The sequence below is a fragment of the Actinomycetota bacterium genome (genome assembly GCA_040754375.1).
Taxonomy (GTDB): Bacteria; Actinomycetota; Acidimicrobiia; order Acidimicrobiales; family AC-14; genus JBFMCT01.
Window position 1 is genome coordinate 1 of the sequence record JBFMCT010000059.1, and the last position, 15632, is coordinate 15632.

At 72.9% G+C, this 15632-nt stretch carries 17 protein-coding genes; 2 read left to right on the forward strand and 15 right to left on the reverse strand.

Annotated features, from left to right (window positions below):
* The 11 genes from AB1673_16235 to rsmD all read right to left on the reverse strand — a co-directional run.
* Positions 1 to 2065, reverse strand: a 2065-nt coding sequence (locus tag AB1673_16235) for an AAA family ATPase (protein ID MEW6155513.1), incomplete at its 3' end; no start/stop codon positions are given.
* Positions 2066 to 2133: 68 nt separating this feature from the next.
* Positions 2134 to 2976 carry a bifunctional DNA-formamidopyrimidine glycosylase/DNA-(apurinic or apyrimidinic site) lyase gene (mutM, locus tag AB1673_16240; protein MEW6155514.1) on the reverse strand — a complete coding sequence of 281 codons (843 nt, stop codon included), beginning with the start codon at positions 2974 to 2976 and terminating at the stop codon, positions 2134 to 2136.
* Positions 2969 to 3754, reverse strand: coding sequence for a ribonuclease III (gene rnc, locus AB1673_16245; protein ID MEW6155515.1), 786 nt, complete (start codon positions 3752 to 3754; stop codon positions 2969 to 2971). The genes mutM and rnc overlap by 8 nt, the downstream gene beginning before the upstream one ends.
* Positions 3751 to 4059 (reverse strand): acyl carrier protein, encoded by a 309-nt coding sequence (locus AB1673_16250; GenBank protein ID MEW6155516.1) that lies wholly within the window; start codon positions 4057 to 4059, stop codon positions 3751 to 3753. The genes rnc and AB1673_16250 overlap by 4 nt, the downstream gene beginning before the upstream one ends.
* An 87-nt stretch (positions 4060 to 4146) precedes the next feature.
* Positions 4147 to 5154 carry a phosphate acyltransferase PlsX gene (gene plsX / locus AB1673_16255; protein ID MEW6155517.1) on the reverse strand — a complete coding sequence of 336 codons (1008 nt, stop codon included), beginning with the start codon at positions 5152 to 5154 and terminating at the stop codon, positions 4147 to 4149.
* Positions 5155 to 5203: 49 nt separating this feature from the next.
* Complete coding sequence (gene rpmF, locus AB1673_16260; GenBank protein MEW6155518.1) at positions 5204 to 5383, reverse strand: 50S ribosomal protein L32; 180 nt, start codon at positions 5381 to 5383, stop codon at positions 5204 to 5206.
* A 30-nt stretch (positions 5384 to 5413) separates the two neighbouring features.
* A complete protein-coding gene (locus AB1673_16265) occupies positions 5414 to 5977 on the reverse strand; it encodes a Uma2 family endonuclease (GenBank protein MEW6155519.1) in 564 nt (187 codons plus the stop codon).
* 9 nt (positions 5978 to 5986) lie between these two features.
* On the reverse strand, positions 5987 to 6520 hold the full coding sequence (locus AB1673_16270) for a DUF177 domain-containing protein (protein ID MEW6155520.1): 534 nt from the start codon (positions 6518 to 6520) through the stop codon (positions 5987 to 5989).
* Between the two features lie 21 nt (positions 6521 to 6541).
* Entirely contained in the window at positions 6542 to 7114 is a 573-nt protein-coding gene (locus AB1673_16275; protein ID MEW6155521.1) for an ATPase, read from the reverse strand.
* Positions 7111 to 7587 carry a pantetheine-phosphate adenylyltransferase gene (gene coaD / locus AB1673_16280; protein MEW6155522.1) on the reverse strand — a complete coding sequence of 159 codons (477 nt, stop codon included), beginning with the start codon at positions 7585 to 7587 and terminating at the stop codon, positions 7111 to 7113. Before coaD ends, AB1673_16275 begins: the two co-directional genes overlap by 4 nt.
* A 12-nt stretch (positions 7588 to 7599) precedes the next feature.
* Entirely contained in the window at positions 7600 to 8118 is a 519-nt protein-coding gene (gene rsmD / locus AB1673_16285) for a 16S rRNA (guanine(966)-N(2))-methyltransferase RsmD (GenBank protein ID MEW6155523.1), read from the reverse strand.
* A gap of 126 nt (positions 8119 to 8244) precedes the next feature.
* Here rsmD and AB1673_16290 point away from each other — a divergent pair, with 126 nt between their 5' ends.
* On the forward strand, positions 8245 to 8691 hold the full coding sequence (locus AB1673_16290) for a hypothetical protein (GenBank protein ID MEW6155524.1): 447 nt from the start codon (positions 8245 to 8247) through the stop codon (positions 8689 to 8691).
* Positions 8692 to 8785: 94 nt separating this feature from the next.
* Positions 8786 to 9820, forward strand: coding sequence for a hypothetical protein (locus AB1673_16295; GenBank protein ID MEW6155525.1), 1035 nt, complete (start codon positions 8786 to 8788; stop codon positions 9818 to 9820).
* A gap of 886 nt (positions 9821 to 10706) precedes the next feature.
* Here AB1673_16295 and AB1673_16300 read toward each other — a convergent pair.
* The 4 genes from AB1673_16300 to AB1673_16315 form a co-directional block, all read right to left on the reverse strand.
* Positions 10707 to 11771, reverse strand: a complete 1065-nt coding sequence (locus AB1673_16300) for a right-handed parallel beta-helix repeat-containing protein (protein ID MEW6155526.1) — start codon at positions 11769 to 11771, stop codon at positions 10707 to 10709.
* 82 nt (positions 11772 to 11853) lie between these two features.
* Positions 11854 to 13812, reverse strand: a complete 1959-nt coding sequence (locus AB1673_16305; protein MEW6155527.1) for an AAA family ATPase — start codon at positions 13810 to 13812, stop codon at positions 11854 to 11856.
* A complete protein-coding gene (locus AB1673_16310; GenBank protein MEW6155528.1) occupies positions 13809 to 14378 on the reverse strand; it encodes a hypothetical protein in 570 nt (189 codons plus the stop codon). The genes AB1673_16305 and AB1673_16310 overlap by 4 nt, the downstream gene beginning before the upstream one ends.
* 108 nt (positions 14379 to 14486) lie before the next feature.
* Positions 14487 to 15632: YCF48-related protein (locus tag AB1673_16315; protein MEW6155529.1), on the reverse strand; the 1146-nt coding region annotated here is incomplete at its 5' end.

The window sequence follows — 15632 nt, forward strand, 5'->3', positions numbered from 1 at the left end:
CGTCGGCCTCGGCCGCGGCCTGCTCCTCGGCCGCCCGGGCCTCGATGGCGGCCGCGACGGCGTCGTCGGCCCGCTGGCGAGCGGCGGCCAGGGCGGCGGCCAGGCTCGGGGCTTCGCCCGCCAGCTTCCACCCTCCGGGCCCGAAGCGGTCGCCCGCTCGGGTCACGGCGCACAGGTCGGGCCGGGCCTCGGCCACCGCCAGGGCCGCTTCCCAGCCACCGTCCACGGCCACCGCCCCGGCCAGCAGCCGCTCGAGAAGGGCGCCCACCGCCCGGTCCACGGACGCCACCTTGCCCACCAGGGGGACCGCGCCGGGGACGGCCTCTGGAGCCGTGGCCGCCCCCACCCCCGGGCCCAGCGCGGCGGGAAGGTAGGCGGTGGGCGGACCGGGCCGGCCAGCCGACTCGAAGGCGGCCAGCGCGGCCCGCACGTCGGCCGGGCCGGACATGACCACAGCCGTCAGAGCGTCGCCCAGGGCGGCCTCGACGGCCGCCTCCCACCCCGCCTCGATCCGCACCAGGGCCAGCAACGTGCCCAGCCCCACCGGCCCCCCGGCCGGGCCGGCGTGGGGCGGGTCGGCGGCGGTGACGGACAAGGAGAGGGCTTCGACGCGGGCGGTGGCCGCGTCGGCGGCCCGCTCGGCCCGCTGGCGGGCGGCGAGGGCGGCCGCTCGGCGGGCAGCGGCCTCGGTGGCCCCGGCCCGGGCGTGGGCCAGGGCGGCGGTGACGTCGGCCCGGCGGGCGGCGGCCGCCCCGCGCACCTCCCGAGCGGCCGTGACCTTGTCCTCGGCCTCGGCCACCACCTTGTCGAGGTCGGCCAGGCGGGCCTCGACGGCCGCCAGCTCAACCCGGGCCCGTTCCGCGGACGCGGCCAGGGCGGCCAGTTCGCCCCGGGCCTCGGCCGCCCGGCGGCGGGTGGCCTCGGCCGCCTGGCGGGCAGCCAGGCGGGCGCGGCGGGCGGCCAGTTCGGCCTCGGCCTCGGCCAGGCTCGATGCCGCGTCCTCCAGCCGGGCCGACTCCTCCTCGGCGGCCGAGAGCTCGCCGGCCAGGGTCACGGCGTCGGCCTCCAGGCGGGCCAGCGGGTCCAGGCCCAGGTCGCCGCCCTCGGCCGCGGCCACCTCGGCGGCCAGCGACCGGGCCCGCTCGGCCAGCACGGCCCCCACCCCCCGGGCCCGCTCCCGCAGGGCCTCCAGGCGGGCGGCGGCCCCGTCGAGGGCGCCGCCGCCCATGGGGGCGAGGCGGCCCTCGAGGGTGGAGATGTCGCCGTCGAGGCGGCGCAGCTCGGCCAGGGCGGCGGTCTCGTCCCGCCCGAAGCGGGCCAGCTCGCGGGCCCCGGCCTCGGCGCGGGCCGTCAGCCCGGCCAGCGTGCGCCCCGACAGGTACACCGACAGGGCCCGCAGCTCGGCGGCCAGGCCGTCGTGGCGCAGGGCGGCGTCGGCCTGGCGTTCCAGAGGACGCATCCCCCGGCGCAGCTCCTTGAGCAGGTCGGACAGGCGCACCAGGTGGGACTCGGTGGCCTCCAGGCGCCGCTCGGCCTTCTCCTTGCGCCGCCGGAACTTCAAGATGCCGGCCGCCTCCTCCACGATCAGCCGGCGGTCCTCGGGGCGCACGTCGAGCACCTGGTCGAGGTTGCCCTGGGAGACGATGACGTGCTGCTGGCGGCCCACGCCCGTGTCCGACAGGAGCTCTTGGAGGTCGAGCAGCCGGCAGGGAACGCCGTTGATGGCGTACTCGGACTCCCCCGACGCCCGGAACAGCGTCCTGGTAAGGGTCACCTCGGTGAACCCGATGGGCAGCAGCCCGGCCGAGTTGTCGATGGTCAGGGCCACCTCGGCCCGGCCCAGGGCCGACCGCTTGCCGCTGCCCGCGAAGATCACGTCCTCCATGCGCTGGGAGCGCACGGTGCGCGGCCCCTGGGCACCCAGCACCCAGGCCACGGCGTCGACGATGTTGGACTTCCCGCTCCCGTTGGGCCCGACGACCACCGTCAGGCCCGGCTCCAGTTCGAGCGTCGTCGCCTCGGCGAACGACTTGAAGCCCTTGAGAGTCAGCGACCGCAGGAACACGCCCGCCGAGGGTACCGGCGCCGCCCGGCCCCCACGCGGACCCCCGCCCCCGTCATCCCTTCAGCCCGTCAGACCTGGCACTGCGGGCACAGGAACGTCGAGCGGCCGTTGGCCTTGACCCGCACGATCGTGCTGCGGCACCGCCGGCAGGCCTGGCCCTCCCGGTCGTAGACCTTGTGCTCGCGCTGGTAGTCGCCCATGGCCCCGTAGAGGTCGACGTACTGCTCGTCCGACAGCGACGAGCCCCGGTGCTTGATGGCGTCTTGCAGGGTCTCGGTCATGGCCCGGTAGAGGCGGCGCACCTCCTGGGAGGTGAGGTGGTCAGACGCCCGGTCGTAGCGCAGGCCGGCAGCCCACAGGATCTCGTCGCTGTAGATGTTGCCCAGGCCGGCCACGAACTTCTGGTCGGTGAGCACGCTCTTGAGCTTGGCCCGGCGCGAGACCAGCAGCTCGCCGAACTTGGTCCACGACATGAAGTCCTCGACGGGGTCGAAGCCCAGGTGGGCCAGCTCGGGCACGGCCGCCTCGAGCTCGTCCGAGGAGGTCACGAACATCTCCCCGAAGGTCCGGGGGTCGACGAAGCGCAGCAGGCCCCCCTGGGTGAACGTGATCACCACGTGGGTGTGCTTGGGGGCCGGGTCCTTGACGCCGCCCTTGCCCTTGAGGAGCTGGCCGCTCATGCCCAGGTGGACGACGAGCACGTCGCCCCCCTCTAGGCGCACCAGCAGGTACTTGCCCCGGCGCTGGACGGCGGTGATCTTGCGCCCCTCCAGCTTGCCGATGAAGTGCTTCTTGTTGGGGTGGCGTCGGATCGAACGCATGCCCGTCACCTCGACCTGGCGGATGCGCTTGCCCACCGCCTCCTTCTCCAGGTCCCGCCTGATGGTCTCGACTTCGGGCAGCTCAGGCAAGGTCGTCGCCAGCGGCCGCGGCCTGTCCCGGCTCGCCCCTCCGCCCCTCGCTCTCGGCGGTCACCCCCTCGGCGGCGGGCACCAGGCCGTCTGCGACCAGCGTGTTCCAGGCCTCACGGGCCGCGGCCTGCTCGGCCTGCTTCTTGGAACGGCCGCTCCCCTCGCCCACCACCCGGCCGGCGAGCACCACCGTGGCCTCGAAGTGCTTGGCGTGGTCGGGGCCTGTGCCCACCACCTCGTAGCGGGGCAGCACCTCGAAGGTGCGGGCCGCCATCTCCTGCAACCTGGTCTTGTAGTCCCCGCTCCCGGGCACGGCGGCCGCGTCGGAGATGCGTTCCCCGAGCACCCGCAGCACCAGGTCCTCGGCCGCCGACCACCCGCCGTCGAGGTACACCGCGCCGATCACCGCCTCCATCGCGTCGGCCAAGATCGTCGGCTTCTCCCTCCCGCTCGATGCGTCTTCACCTTTGCCCAGCAGCAGGTACTCGCCCAGCCCCAGTTCGTCGGCTGTCTCGGCCAACGTGGCCGAGTTGACCACCGAAGCCCGCACCTGGGCCAGGTGGCCTTCGGGCAGGTCAGGGTAGAGCCGGTAGACGTGGGCCGTCACGACCAGCCCGAGGACGGCGTCGCCCAGGAACTCCAGCCGCTCGTTGGACCCGTTGCCCGGGTTCTCGGCACACCACGACCGGTGCGCCATGGCGCGCTCAAGCAGCTCGGGATCGTCGAACTCTCGCCCCAGCCTGGTGGTCAGCCCTACCGCCGCAGGACGGTCGTTCAGGACGCAGCCGCCTCGCCGACCCGATCGACCACGTAGTCGACCGCGTCTCTCACCGTCTTGAGGTCCTCCAGGTCTTCGTCTTCGATACGGAACCCGGCCGACCGGGCTGACAGATCGGCTTCGAGCGCCTCGACAAGCTCGATGAGGGCCAGCGAGTCGGCGTCGAGGTCGTCGGTGAACGAGGCCCCTTCGCTGATCTGGGCGGGCTCGATCTCGAGGATCTCGGCGAGCCGTACCTGGATCAGCTGCAGGACCTGCGGGCGGCCCAGCGGGCCATGGGCGAGGTCGATCGGCGACACAGCCACGCTCCTAGAGATTTTCCGACCAGAACGGACGGGCGATCATACCCGTCCCCGGCCCGGTGTGCGGGGCCATCGAGTGCCAGGTTGGCGTCAACCGGCGGACGAAGCGATTACCTTGCGCAGCCCGCCCACCAGGTCGGTCTCGACCATGGCGGCGGCCAGGCGCAGGGCGTTGACCACCGCCTTGGGGGTGCTCTTGCCGTGGCCGATGATGCACACGCCGTCCACCCCCAAGAGCATGGCCCCGCCGTAGGTGTCCACGTCCATCTCCTCGTAGAGCGGGAGCAGGGCGGGCACCAGCACCTCGGACGCCTTGCGGGCCTCGTCCGACGACCCCAGGACACCCAGGAAGGCCGTGACCAGGACCTTCGTGGCCCCTTCCAGCGTCTTGAGGACCACGTTGCCGGTGAAACCGTCGGTGACCATGACGTCGACCGTGTCGGTCAGGGCGTCGCGGCCCTCGACGTTGCCGATGAACCGGCCTCCGGCCGCCTCGACAGGGCCGGGCGCGGCCAGCAGGGCGTGGGTCTCTTTGACCAGGGCCGTGCCCTTCGAGGGCTCCTCGCCGATGGAGATGAGGCCCACCCGGGGGGCTTCGAGGTCGAAGCGGGCCGCGGCGTACACCGACCCCATCTGCGCCCACTGCACCAGCCAGGGGGCGAAGCACTCGGCGTTGCCGCCTGAGTCCAGCAGGATGTTGGGGTAACCCCGGCCGGGGACGGGCAGGGTGGTGGCGATGGCCGGCCGGGCCACGCCCGAGATGCGCCCCATGCGCAGGGTGGCGCTGGCCACCGCCGCCCCCGTGTTCCCGGCGCTGAACATGGCGCAGGCCCGCCCGTCGCGGACCAGCTCGGCCGAGCGCACCACCGACGAGTCGCGCTTGCGGCGGATGCCCCCGACGGGGTCGTCGGCCATCTCGACCACCTCGGAGGCGGCCACGATCTCGAGCCCGCCGGTGTCGAAGCCGGCCAGCACGTCGGGCTGGCCCACCAGCACGACCTCGATGCCGTGCTCCTCGGCCGCCTGGCGGGCCCCGGCCACCATCTCGGCCGGCCCCCGGTCTGTGCCCATGGCGTCGACCGCCACCGGAAGGGTCATCGGGGCGTCACGGCGTTGCAGGGCCCCGGGCGCAAAGCGGTGCGGACGCTCAGTCGACGATGATGGCCTGGCGGCCGCCGTACCAGCCGCAGTTGCCGCACACCACGTGGGGCAGCTTGGTCCGCCGGCACTGCGGGCACGTGCTGCGGGGCGGCGCGGACAGGTTCCACGCGCTGGCCCGGCGGCTGCGGCTCTTGGACTTCGACGTCTTCTTCTTGGGTACGGCCATCGGACGGACCAGCGTAGCCGACGACCGGCCTCAGGCCAGCAGCCTGGTGAGGTCGACGGCCAGGCCCGGCAGCAACGCCGTGGTCAGGGTCTCGCCCGGCTCCAGGATCGTGGGGTGGGGGTAGTGGTCGCCGGTGTGGTCGCCGGTGTGGTCGCCGGTGAGGCGGTAGACCTCGACCCGGTCGGCGTCGGGGTCGACGACCCAGTACTCGGGCACCCCGTAGGCCGCGTAGAGCCGGCGCTTGCGCACCCGGTCGTGCCGGGGGTCGCTCAACACCTCGATGGCCAGCGTGGGAGGCCCCTGGAGGTTGGCGGCCGTGATGCGGCCGGTGCCCGCGTCGGCCACGAACAGCAGGTCGGGCTCGACCACGTCGGTGGGCGAGAGCACGACGTCGTAAGGAGCGATGAACAGCCGCCCGCCGCCAGCCCTGTCGATGTGGTCGGCGACCCTTCTGGCCAGCCGCAAGACGATGTCTTGGTGGCGGGTACCAGGTGCGGCGGCCACGTAGGCCTCCCCGTCGATCAGCTCGTAGCGCTTGTCGTCGGGGAAGGAGGCCAGGTCGTCGTATGTGTACCGGGTAGCAGAAGAAGACATGGAAAGTTATCAGGGTACCGGGCCGTCGCCGAGCTGGTCAAGCTGGGCAAGTTGGTCGAGGGCGGCCCAGCGAGGGTCGGCGGGCTCGGGTGGGCAGGGGCACGGGCCGAGGTTGAGATCGGCCCCACACGTCGGGCACAAGCCGGCGCAGTCGGGCCGGCACAGCGGGGCCAGGGGCAGGCTGAGCAGCAGGGCCTCGCGGGCCAGGGGCTCGAGGTCGATGCGGTCGCCCTCGAGCGGGTAGGACTCGCCTTCGCGGGCGTGGGGTTCGAACAGCTCGCGGAACTCGGCCTCGGCCGGGCCGTCCACGGGAGCCAGGCAGCGCCGGCAGGCCGAGGTCCACCGGGTGGCGGCCGAACCGCTGGCCAGCACACCCTCGCTGACCCACTCCAAGGTCACGTCGAGCTCGGCGGGGGTGCCGCCCGCCACCGTGGTGTCCACCACGACCAGGGGCCCGACCGGGCCCGACAGCCGTTCGTGGCGGCGTGCCCCCGGGCGGCGGAGCAGGTCGGCGACGTTGATGACGAGCTCGCGGGCAGCCATGGTCTCAGCCTCCTTCGGCGGTCACCCCAGGTCCTGGTCGAAGAACACCTCGCCGGTCATCGGGTCGATGTCGCCGGCCGCCGGCGGGCCCCCCAGCTCACCTTCCTGGGCGGCGGGCAGGGGCGTGACCCGTAGCTTCTCCCGCCCGGCCTGCACCGTCTTCATGGTGCGCTCCAGCACGATCTCGAAGGTGGCCAGCTTCTGGTCGCAGTAGTCCTCGGCCTCGTGGCGCAGGCGGCGGGCCTCGTCCTGGGCCTCCTCCATGATGCGCCGGGACAGGCGCTGGGCCTCGCGCACCAGCTCGGTGCGCTGGACGATGCGCTCGGCCCGCTCCCGGGCCGCGGCCAGGATGTCGTCGCCCTCGCGGGCCACCTTGGCCAGGTACTCCTCGCGCTCGCGCAGCAGCCACCGGGCCTGGCGCAGCTCCTCGGGCAGGCGGCCGATGGCCTCGTGGAGCAGCTCGAGCAGCTCGTCCTTCTCCAGCCGCACGGTCGAGGACAGGGGCATCTTGGGGGCGGCGTTGACCAGGTCGACGACCCGCCGCAGCAGTATCTCGGTGTCGCCCGTCTCGTTCTGTCGCTCTTGCACGCTCACTTGGCGAACCGCTCCTTCAGGCGTTGGGCCACGACCGGGGGGACCATCGACGACACGTCCCCGCCGTAGCTCGCGACTTCCCTCACCAGGGTGGCAGAGAGGAACGAGTGCTCCGGCGCAGTGGGCATGAAAAGGGTGTCCACGCCCGACAGGCGGAGGTTGAGCTGGGCCATCTGCAGTTCGTAGTCGAAGTCGGACACGGCCCGGAGGCCCTTGACGATGGCCGTCACCGAGTTGGCGACCGCGAAGTCGGCCAGCAGGCCCCGCAGAGGGTGGGCCCTGACGTTGGGCAGGTGCGCGGTGACCTCCTCGAGCATGGCCACCCGTTCGTCGACGGCGAACAGGGGCGTCTTGCGGCTGTTGGAGGCCACGGCCACCAGCACCTCGTCGAACTTGCGGGCCGTTCGTTCGACGATGTCGAGGTGCCCGTTGGTGACGGGATCGAACGACCCAGGGATTAGGGCAATCGACACTCAGCCGCCCTTTCACAGCCGGCGTACGAGGGTCACCACGCTACCGCCGTAACGGCGGGACCGTACGGTCTGCCAGCCGGGCGGCGCTTCGACGGCCTTGTCGGACTCCAGGGCGGCCAGGTCGGTGGGCAGGAGGTCGAGCAGTTCGGCCCAGGCGTCGAAGGCATAGGGAGGGTCGACGAAGGCCACGTCGAAGGGCCCGACGGGGCCGTGGAGGAAGCCCAGGGCGTCGCTGCGCACGACGGTGGCCGCCTCGGCCAGGCCGGTGGCGTCGAGGTTGCGGCGCACGGCGGCCAGGGCGTCGGGGTCGTCGTCGACGAACGTGGCGTGGGCCGCGCCCCGTGACAGCGCCTCGATACCCAGGGCACCTGTGCCCGCGAACAAGTCGAGGGCCCGGGCCCCCTCGACTACCCCCAGGCTGCCCAGGGAGGCGAACAGGGCCTCGCGCACCCGCTCGCTGGTCGGCCGCAGCCGCCGCCCGGCCGGCGCATGCAGCCGTAGCCCCCCGGCCACCCCGGCCACGACCCTCACCGCCCCAACGCTAGTTGGCAGGGCCCCGGTGGCAGGACCTCCGTCGGGAGCCCGCCGCCTTGTTCGCGGCTCGGAGCGCCGGGCGCGAGCGCGAGCGGCACCAGCCTTCTACGCTGGGCCCCGACCGTGGAGGCGAACGAGATCCGGCGCCGCCGTGCTTACGCCGCCCTGCTCGTGGGCGGTTGCGGGGTGATGGCGGTCCTGGCCCTGCTCCCGTGGCACACCTACGCCATCAGCGTCGAGGGCGCGGGCTCGTTCCGCCTCGACCGCACCGGCGTCGAGTCCCCGGGGGAGAACCTGGGCCGGGCCACGCTGTTCCTCTCGGCCGTCCTGGTGGCCCTGGTGGCCTGGGTCATGGCCGCTCGGGGCTCGCGGCCCGACCTCGACGTCCAGGCCGAACGGCCGTTGCTGCTGCTCAGCCTGGTCATCGCCGGGGCACTGGCGACCAAGCTGCTGCGCGACACCGACTTCCTGGGGACGGGCGCCTGGGTGGCGCTCGTCCTCGGGGCGGTGGTGGCCGGGGCCGGGGTCACCCTGCGCCGGACGGGGGCTAGTGTGGGCCCCGGTGGTTGAACTAGGGCGGTCCAGGAGATAGTTTTACTGGAGCACGACGAACCGTGTGGCGGTTCATTACACGAGGCGGCTGACAGATGCCCGAGATGAGCTCATGAGCCCCTACCCTGTCTTCCCCTGGCCCGAGCGCGCCCGCCGGTTCGCCCAGCGCATCACCCCGGTCAGCGTCATCGTCGGCCTGGCCATCGCCTTCGCCGCCAACATGGCCTTCGCTAATACCCCTGGTCATTCAATCACGGTAAACCCCAACACCAACCTCAACCCCGCCGGCCACGTCGTGAACGTCAGCGGCACGGGGTTCGCTGCCAACCAAAGCGGGTTCATTACGCAATGCATCGTGCTAACGGGTAACCCCGACCCGGACTGCTCGAACAACATCGGCACGTTCACCACTAGTGGCGCCGGTGCGTTCGGCCCGATCCCAGTCACGGTCACGAACCCGTTCACCGGCGTGAACTTCGAGGGTCCCACCACCCGGACCTGCTCGGCCCAGGAGCCCTGCCACATCAACGCCACTCTCAGCAACGTTGGCGGTTTCGCTGACGAGCCCATCTCGTTCGCCACCAACGGCACGACTTCGACCACCACGACCACGGTGCCACCCACCACGTCGACGACCACTACGACCGTGCCGCCGACCACGTCGACGACGACCACCACGGTGCCGCCGACGACCTCCACCACGACGACCACGGTCCCGCCCACGACTTCGACGACGACCACGACCGTGCCGCCGACGACCTCCACCACGACGACCACGGTCCCGCCCACGACTTCGACGACGACCACGACCGTGCCGCCGACGACCTCCACCACGACGACCACGGTCCCGCCCACGACTTCGACGACGACCACGACCGTGCCACCCACCACCTCGACGACGGTCGGGCCCACTACCACCACGTCGACCACGGCCCCGGTCAGCCCTCTCTGTGGGCGGCTGCTGAGCCAGCGGGCAGCCATCAACGCCCAGATCAGCGCCATCCAGAACGGCTTGCCTCCCAGCCTGCCGCCCGACGTGCGGGCCCAGTACATCGCCCAGCTTGAGCAGATCCGAGACCGGGCCAACGCCCAGTTCGACTCGGCCCTGGCTGCCGCCGGCTGCCCGCCGGCCCCGACGAACGGCTGACCCCACCGGCCGGGTGAGCCGGCGACCTAGCGCCTCCGCGGTCAGAGTTCGCCTCGAACCTTTCCTGATCAGGCTCCGGCAGAGGCCGTAGACGGAACGGCGATCCAGGCCCCCGGAGCCGGGCACGTTCCTCGAACATCGCCGTCGCGACCGCTCACCGCCGACGGCCTCAGGTAACGAGCGATGCTCGGCGCCAGGCCCCCCACGACCTCGGCCCCCCTGGCCGCACCCCGGGCTAGCGGCCGACCGCAGCCCGGGCCACCCCGGCCCCGGTCCCACTCGCAGCCCGGCCCCCACCGCGCCTGCGCTGAGCTCCCCCCACACCCGGGCCACCGCGCCCCGCATGCCTGGTCCCACTGCACCCGGGCCCACCGCGCCAGCCCCGCAGCCCGGGCCAACCGCGCTAGCCCCGCAAGCCTGCCCCACTGCACCCGGCCCCCACCGCGTCTCCGCCTCGGCCCGGGCCAACCCGCAGCCCGGTCCCCCACCCCCGGCCCGGCACCCACCGCGCCTCCGCTGCGCTCCCCCGCACCTGCGCCTGCTCCGCGGCCCGGGCAGGCCCGGTCGCAACCCGTCCCGCGCCGCCCGCTTCCGGCCTGGCTCTCCTTCCGGGCACCTCGGGGCCGGTGCGCCCGACGAGATGGTCGTCAAGAAAGAGCGACGTGGGCGTTATGGCGCCCTCCCGCACGCGGGCCGCCGCGTCCCGGCCGCCGCGTCCTGGTCACCGCGGGGTGGTCATGGCGGGCCGGCCCCGGCGGCGCTCTGGCCAGGCGGTCCGGTGTTGTCGGGCCTCGGGCCGGCGGCCCACCGCAGCCCCGGGGCCCGCACGCGACGAGGGCCGGGCCCCGTTCATGGGGGGCCCGGCCCTGAAGTCGTGCGGAGCTGGTTAGTGGATGCAGTCGGCCCCGGGGTCGTTCTTGGTCTGGAACACGTTGTTGGCCCAGGTGTGGTCGGCGCAGAAGCGGTTGTTCTCGTTGAGGTCGAAGGCGGGGAAGCCGTCGGGGGCGACCCCGTTGCCGACCGAGATGTTGCGCTCCACCCGGTTGAGGCTGGGCAGGGTGAACGAGTCGGGGTCGAAGAAGTCCAAGATGATGCCGTGGCGGGCGTTGGCCGTCACCCGGTTGTTGCGCACGATCGTGCGCTGGGACCGGCCGAACACGTGGATGCCGTCGCCGGGGCGGACGTTGCCTAGCTTGCCGTTGCCGGTCACCACGTTGCCCTCGATGATGTTGTCCTTGGCCAAGGGGAACACGGCGATGCCGTCGAGGCCGTTGTCCTTGACGGTGTTGCCCACGATGCGGTTGCGGTCGGGCGACAGCGCGTTGCTGATGGTCTCGACCCGGATGCCGTCGTTCTCCTGGGTCTCGTCCCCACCGTGGCCCGAGCGGGACGTGACGGCGACGTTCTTCTGGGTGGTGTTGCCCTGGATCAGGTTGTCGTCGGCGTTGCCCAACAGGGTGATGCCGCTGTAGGGCCCGTTGTTCTCGGCCAGGTTGCTCAGCACGCGGTTGTGGGACGAGTTGAACACCAAGATCCCGTCGCCGAAGTCGGTGAAGGCTACGGGCGAGATGTCGCCGATGTTGTCGCGCACCACCATCTGCTGGACGGTGTTACGCGACCCGCCCTGGATGACCACACCGGCATCGAAGTCGGTCACCGTGCCGCCCCGGACGGTGACGCCCGTGCGGTTGAGCACGTACACACCGGCGCCGTCGTCGACCTCGGGCGTGCCGAAGATGCGGTAGCCGTTGAGGTTGATCACGATGTTGTCGGCCCCGACGATCAGCCCGTGGTCGGAGCACGGGCCGATGTCGCCGTGGAGGGTGGTGTGGGTGGTGACCGTGTCGCCACAGGCGAGGTGGGCACCGCTGGCCGGACTGACGAGGGTGGTGGAGCCGAGGACGAGCGCCAGCCCTGCCCCAACCGCGAGCTTCCGCCATCGATCGAGCATGTACCGCCCTTTCATAGAGAACGTCGGATAAGTGACTTCCTTAGCATCGGGCCAAGAACGAATCAATAGAGGTCCCTGGCACCTACCGGCCCGGACCGGCCGTCGTAGACCGGTCCGCCTCGCCCTCGATGCCCCCCGCCGGGCCGCCCGCGGGCCGGGGCCGGTGCTCGGCCAGCGGGGTGGTGGACGTGAGCTCGACCAGCTCACCCAGGGTGAGGGTCTCCCGGGCCAGCAGGGCCTCGGCCACCCGGTCGAGGGCTGGCCGGGAACGGGCCAGCAGGTCCGCGGCCCGGGCGCGAGCGCCCTCGACCACCGCCATGGCCTCTTCGTCGAACCGCCGGCGGACCTCGTCCGACGGGGCCCACCCGCCGGCGTGGTCACCGGCATGGTCGCCGGTGGCCAGGACGGACGCCCCCAGGCCCCCCTGGCCCATGCCCAGCTCGGACACCATGCGCCGGGCCAGGCGCCCCACCCGGGCCAGGTCGGTGGAACCGGCCGAGGACGGTTCGCCGAAGACCAGGTCCTCGGCCAGCCAGCCGCCAAGGCCCACGACCATCTCGTCGGCCAGCTCCGAGCGCGACTCCAGCACCCGGTCGTGGCCCGCGGCGAACACGCAGCGCCCCAAGGTGGCCCCCCGGGGCACGATCGTCAGCTTGTGGGGCACATGGGCCGTGCCCTTGAGGGCCAGTGCGAGCACGGCGTGGCCGGCCTCGTGCCAAGCCACCCGGCGCCGCTCGCCGTCGGTGAGCACGGTGCCGCGTGACGAGATGCCCAGCACAGCCCGGTCGACGGCCTCCTCGACCAGGGCCATCGTCACGGCGGGCTGGCGCCGGCGGGCGGCCAGCAGGGCGGCCTCGTTGAGCACGTTGGCCAGGTCGGCCCCCGAGAACCCCTGGGTGAGGCCGGCGGCCGCCTCGAAGTCGAGGTCGGGGGCCAGCGGCTTGCCCCGGGCGTGCAGCTCGAGCACGGCCCGGCGCCCGGCCCGGTCGGGCAGGGTGACGTTGACCAAGCGGTCGAAGCGCCCGGGGCGCACGAGGGCGGGGTCGAGCAGGTCGGGCCGGTTGGTGGCGGCCATGACGACCACCGCGCCGCCGGCCGCGAACCCGTCCAGCTCGACGAGGATCTGGTTGACCGTCTGCTCGCGCTCGCTGTCGCCGCTGAGGGCCGAACCCGCCCGCCGGGCGCCCAGCGAGTCGATCTCGTCGATGAACACGATGGCCGGAGCGGCTTCTCGGGCCTGGACGAACAGGTCACGCACCCGGGCCGCGCCCACGCCCACGTACATCTCCACCAGGTCGGACGCGGCCAGCGAGAAGAAGGCGGCCTGGGCCTCGCCCGCCACCGCCCGGGCCAGCAGGGTCTTGCCGCACCCCGGTGGGCCGGCCAGGAGCACGCCCTTGGGCGCCACCGCCCCCAGGGCCGCAAACCGGCTGGGGTCGGCCAAGAAGTCGGTGACCTCCCGTAGCTCGGCCACCGCGTCGTCCTGGCCGGCCACGTCGCCGAAACCGACCTTCTCCCCCGTGCCCGCGAACCGCCGGGCCCCACTGCTGATGCCGAACAGGCCCGTACCCCGGCGGTGGGACAGGATCAGGTAGAGGAACAGCACGGCCAGCACCATCGTGGGCAGCAGGAAGCTGAACAGGGCGGCCGCTCGCTTGCCGTTCTGCTGGTCGATCGTCAGCGGCACCTCGGCCCGGGTGATGAGGTCTACAGCCGTGTCACGGGACTCCTTGAGCAGCGGGGTGCTGAACCGGGCCGACGTGCCGTCGGGGCGGGCGTAGGAGCCGACCACGTAGGAGTCGACGTCGAGGACCTCGGCGCTCTGCACCGAACCGGCCCTCACGAGGTTGAGAAAGGCGGTGTAGGACACGCGCTCGCCGCCCACGTGGGGCTGGGAGTAGACGACCACCGCCGCATAGGCCGCCAGCAGAAGGGCCACGGCCAGGGCCACGGCCGTACCCAGCCGCCGGTCGGGCTTGTCGGGCCCTCCCCCGGGGCCGGCAGGCCGGGCCGGGGCCGGGCCCCCCGGACCGTGGGTCAACGAACCGCTGCCGACCTGGGCCGGGCGCCGGCCTTGGGACGAGCCAGCACGATCACACCGGCCACCGGCACCATGGCCATGAGGCCCAGGCCGAGCACGGTGGCGCCCCAGCGCAGCCACTGGTCGGGGCTGGCCGAGCCGATGCCGCCGGCCGACGACGACGCCGACGCCGACGCCGAGCCGCCGGTGGCGTTGAAGGCCGCCGGCCCATCACCGCCGGCCGGGGTCACCTCGAAGCCGCCCCGAGCCACCTGGCCCTCACCGTCGATGGCCACCAGGAAGTGGGCCCCTCCCCCGTTGGCTGGGGCCAGGACCGAAACCGTGAAGTTGCCCTCGGCGTCGGCCACGGCCTGGGCCACGGGTGCTCCCGTGCGGCTGTCCCACCGCAGGGTAACGGGCTGGTTGGCGGCCGCGCTCGACCCCTTGACCTCGATCTGGGCCTTCGGTGGCCCCGACGGAGCGCTCAGGGTGATGGTCGAGAAGGCGGTGCACGCCCACGAGGCGCTGGCCAGAACGAGCGCGCCGGCCATGGCCATGAACCCACCGACAGCCGCTCGCCTGATCATGTCTCGCCTCCGTTCCCCTCGACTGCCGAGGGCCTTGCTTTCCAGGCTGTTGTCAGGTCTTGCTACGACACCTGCCGTGATCATTGTGCACCCAGCCGGCCCCGCTTGTCAACGATCTCGCCGCCCCCGCCGGGCCCGCGCCACACCCGCGGCGGCGGCCACAGCCACGGCTACGCCGGCGCCCAGGACCGGCCACGGCAGGCCACCGCTGCCCCCGACCTCCCCGTCCTCGGAAACGATGCGCACGACCAGGGTCTCGGTGCAAGGCTTGAGCTCGCTGATCTCACCCGTCTCGGGGTCGACCATCGGGACGACCAGCTCGGCGTCCAGGAAGGCTCGACAGCCAACGGCCACCGCCGCCGACGGACTGGGGAAGGCCACGTCCCACAGCACCATGCCGTCGACCAGGCGACCGTTCCAAGTCTCGCCCCCGTCGTCGGTGGCCACCAGTGATGCCCTTGAAGTGCCCCCCAGGTCGGTCAGGCCTACGGCCAACCCGCGGGAGCCGGCGAAGTCCATGGACAGGAACGTCTCGGTCGTGTCCCGGCGTTGCACGCCCCACCGGCCCCCTCCGTCAGCGGACACGAGCACCACCCCCCCGCCCCCAGCCACGTATACCCGCCCTTCGCCGGGGGCGGCCACCGCGTTGAAGTTGACGGCCGTCACGTCGGTGATGCCCTCGGCCGTCAGCGGTTGCCACGTCCGCCCGCCGTCGCCGGTCTGGAGCACCGTGTAGAGCGGTCCCTCCGAGGGTGGGCCGGTGGCGAAGCCGGCGTCGCCGTCCACGAAGCTCGCGTCCATCACCAAGCCGTAGCTGCGGTCACCGGCCCAAGTCCACGTCAGGCCGCCGTCGCCGGTGAGCAGCACGGCACCTCCCGCACCCATCACGATCCCCCGCTGGCGGTCGAAGAAGTGGACGGCAATGAAGAACCAGCCCTCGACCCGGCCCGAACCGGGACGGCCCGGGCCAGGGGCGGGCACGCTCTCCGCCGGTGGCGGAGGCCTGGGCACCCACGTGCGGCCGCCGTCGGTGGTGGCCACGATCGACTCCCCCCCCACCGCCCAGCCGTGGGTGGCGTCCACGAACGACACGTCGCGCAGGCCATCGTCGACCCCGGTCGAGCCTCGCGCCCACGTCGTGCCCCCGTCGGTGGTGGTCAGGACCACGCCGTCGGCGCCCACCGCGAAGCCGGTGCGGGGATCGGGGAACGAGACGGCCAGCATGGTCTCGGTCGTGCCCGTGGCCACGGGCAC